The organism is Pseudomonas sp. 57B-090624 (assembly GCF_003234055.1).
Taxonomy (GTDB): domain Bacteria; phylum Pseudomonadota; class Gammaproteobacteria; order Pseudomonadales; family Pseudomonadaceae; genus Metapseudomonas; species Metapseudomonas tohonis.
In genome coordinates this window covers 1-3433 of the sequence record NZ_QKRU01000156.1, presented here as the reverse complement: position 1 = coordinate 3433, position 3433 = coordinate 1, and the positions used below count along the sequence as shown (strand labels likewise).

At 71.1% G+C, this 3433-nt stretch carries 3 protein-coding genes; 1 reads left to right on the top strand and 2 read right to left on the bottom strand.

The window, feature by feature from the left end:
• The coding region (locus DMX10_RS31995) for a divalent metal cation transporter (RefSeq protein ID WP_178083040.1) at positions 1-260 on the top strand (260 nt) is incomplete at its 5' end.
• An 18-nt stretch (positions 261-278) separates the two neighbouring features.
• On the opposite strand, the gene DMX10_RS31990 is transcribed toward DMX10_RS31995, so the two are convergent.
• The gene (locus DMX10_RS31990) at positions 279-767 is read right to left on the bottom strand and encodes a hypothetical protein (RefSeq protein ID WP_111264860.1); all 489 of its coding nucleotides are present in this window, start codon (positions 765-767) and stop codon (positions 279-281) included.
• A gap of 31 nt (positions 768-798) precedes the next feature.
• A partial coding sequence (locus tag DMX10_RS31985; RefSeq protein WP_111264859.1) for a M66 family metalloprotease occupies positions 799-3433 on the bottom strand: 2635 nt, incomplete at its 5' end.

Here is a 3433-nt window from a genome sequence, read left to right as displayed (position 1 = left end):
CCCGCGCCCTGGCGCTGGTACCGGCGCTGATCGGCGTGGTCTGGCTGGGGGAGGGTGCGGTGGGAAAGCTGCTGGTGCTGAGCCAGGTGGTACTGAGCCTGCAACTACCCTTCGCCCTGTGGCCGTTGATCCGCTTCACCAGCGACCGCCGGCTGATGGGGCCCTTCGCCAACAGCCGCCTGGTGGCGAGCATCGCCTGGAGCCTGCTCGGGCTGATCTCCCTGGCCAACCTGACGTTGCTGTATTTCTGGATGGCCTGACCGGCGGGCCGGCGTGTTTCAGGGGCTGGAGTCGACTGCCATGGGGCAGCCGCCCAGGGCCTGCAACTCGTCCAGGGGCACGCCGGCCTGGACGAAGGATTCGCAGCCTGCCGGCAGCACCGGCACCGTCGTCGCGGGTTCGACGTCGACGGCGCGGATGGCCGTTGCCGGGGCCCGGAGTGCGAGCCCCTGGATGACCAGCTCGCCCACCTGGCCGCCGCGCCGCAGCAGCAGGCGATCCCGCTCCACGGCCAGCACCTCGGTGCCATCGGGCAGCCGGGCGCCGGCCTGCACGCTGAGCAGCCTGCCGTCGTCGAGGCTGAGCGAGGCCAGGCCCTGGCCGTCGCCCCGGCTGAAGACGCTGTACAGGCGCCAGCCGTCGAGGCCCGTCAGCGGGCGGGGCGCAGGGTAGGGCTTGAGCGACAGGGTGGCAGGCTCGGCGAGCAGCGCCTTTGGCAATTGCACCGCCGAGACGGGCGCGCTCAGCAGCAGGGCCGCCAGCAGCACTCGGCTGCGGCGGCCGCCACGGGTGGCTACGCTAGGGCGCGGTGCGGCTGGCGCGCTGGTCGGCATAGGCCATGAACAGGTTCAGGTTGCGGCTCTGCAGCAGCGGGAACAGCCCGTTGTCGTTGAGCGTCGGCCCGTACCACTTCTGGTTGCCACCCCCGGTGCAGCCATAGGTGATCAGCTTGCCGCGCCCGTCGGTGAGGTAGCCCCCGGAAAGGTCCATGCAGCGGCTGCCGTACTTCAGTTGCGGCAGGGCGGAGAAATCCCAGGCCTGGGCGTCGACCTGGCTGTCGCAGGTGCTGAGGCCGATGTCGCCGTTGGCGGTCAGGCACTGCGTCGGCTGGGCCGCGCTATGGATGCGGCCACCGGCATCGACCCGCCATTGCTCGTCGATCGCCCCGGTGCACTGGGCCTTGGCGGCGACGTAGGGCTTCCAGGCGCCATCGACCTGTTCGATGCGCACGCAGTTGCCGTTGCTCATGGTCAGCGGCTGGGCCGGCGGCAGCAGCGGAGTGGCGTCGAGTTGCAGGGTGGCCAGCAGGGTGTCGAGCGCCTTGGCGGCCTCGGCGTCGCTGGCCAGGCGGCTGCCGTAGGCATCCAGCCAGCGGTTCAGGCGCTGGGCCTTCGCCTGCTGCGTGTTGAGGCGCTGCAGCACCTGCTGGGCCGTACCGGAGAGCCCGTCGGGGCGGTCGCTGTAGCTGTCGAAGAGCACGCGCGCCTCGCCCTTGAGGGTCGGCACCGCCTGCCCGGCGAGGGCGGCGAGGGCACTGTCCAGCTTCGGCAGTTCCACCTCGCGCAGCGCGTCGAAGCGTGCGTCACGACCGACGATGACGGCGGGCGCCATCGCCGGCAGCCCCTGGGGAATGATCAGGCTGGCCAGCTCGGTGGTGGCGGCGCCGGCCGTGTCGCGGCATTGCAGGGCCGCCGCGACGGGCCGTTCGGCCTGGGCCAGGTTGACGTGCAGCTTGTTGGCGTTGCTGCCCAGGCGCGTGGGGGCGACGGCGATGCGCTGGGTCCTGTCGTTGGCGAAGCTGACCTCCAGCCAGCATTGCCGGCTGGTGGCGGCGGCATCGGGCGGCGGCAGGTCGTAGACCTGGCCCCAGTTGCCGCGCAGGGCCGGGTAGAGCACGGCGGCGCCGGTCTCCGGGTCGTAGCCGCCGAGCAGGGTGATGACCGGGACGCCGAACAGGCGCGGCTTGCGGTAGTTGCCGTCGGCGCTGTCGTACCAGACGTTGCTGGACTTGGGCGTCTTCGGCTGGACCACCTCCATCTTGCGGCTGGTGGTGTCCCACTTGCGGTAGCCGGTGGGGGAGTCGGGGGCCCAGACGGCGCGGTTCAGCGCCGGCTGGATCTTCTGCCGCGTGCTGTAGCCGGTGTAGTGGGTGTAGCGCGACAGGCCGCTGGCGAAGTTGCCGCCGGCCATGGCGTCGGTGGCGAAGCTGTAGGCATCGGCATAGATCGGCATGCCGTTGAGGCCGCCGGTCTTGGCGCGGGTCCAGTGCAGGTTGGCGCGCATGCGCTTGCGGTAGGCGATGTAGCCCCAGCCGCTGTCGTGGTGATGCCCGGACCAGAAGTAGTTGTCGCCGCTCTGCCCCGGGTAGTGGCCCAGGCCGTAGTGGTGGCCGATCTCGTGGCTGAATTCGTTCCCCACCGAGTCGATCAGGGTGAGGATGCCGTTGCCGCCGCTGAGGCCATGGTTGACGGTGCCGTTGCTGTAGAGGCCACGGGCGTGGTGGATGACCGCCGAGTTGGTCAGCTGCGGTTGCTCCTGGCTGGCCATGCCGGCGCTGGTGATGCCCCAGTTGGCCAGGTTGATGCCGGTGCTGAAGGTGGACTTGGCGGTGTTCTCGCGCATGTCGCCGCTGTAGACGTCGCCGGTGGTGGCGCTGACCTGGCCGAGGTCGGCGTCGTAGATCGTGCCGTTGGCCACCATCACCTTGCGCAGCAGCACGTCCTCGTACTGGCTGGCCACCATGCGGGCGATGGGCACGGTCTGGAAATAGTCGGTGGCGGCCTGGGCCGGCTGGCTGTTGAACCAGTGCTGGCCGCCCGGGACCTCGGGGGTCAGCATGCCGATGCGGATGGCCTGGACCAGCAGCTCGGCGGGCGGGGCGAAGTCGAAGGCTTCGGCGGCGCGCTGGCCGCTGCGGCCCCGGTCGTCGCTGAGCTGCAGGCTCATGCCGGGCACCACCCAGTCCCAGGGCAGCACGGCGGACCAGGCGCGGCGCGAATACACCACGTCGGGGCGTGCGTCGCTGCCGGTGCGGTCGGCACGGTAGAGCTCGTCGGGGTGGCGCAGGGCGAGCTCGCCCTTGAGGGCGCCGTCCACCAGCACCTGCACGCGCAGGGATGTGGGCAGGGGCTGGTCCGGGTCGGGGGTGACCAGCAGCAGGGCTTCGCGCTCGCTGGTCAGGCGCGGCATGTTCTTCGCTTCGTTGCCCTGCGGGTCCACCGAGTGGCTCTGCACGAACTGCAGCATGGCCGCGAGGGTGCCGCTGAGGTCGTTGCGCACCGGGCGCGGCTGGCCGTCGGCGGTCTGGTCGTAGAAGCCCAGGGCGTTCACTTCGTCGACCACCGCGGCATCCGGCTCGGGGAAGCGCTCGCCCGGCGGGGTCACCGGCGGTTCGGTGGGCGGGGTCACCGGCGGCGTGACCGGTATCTCGGGG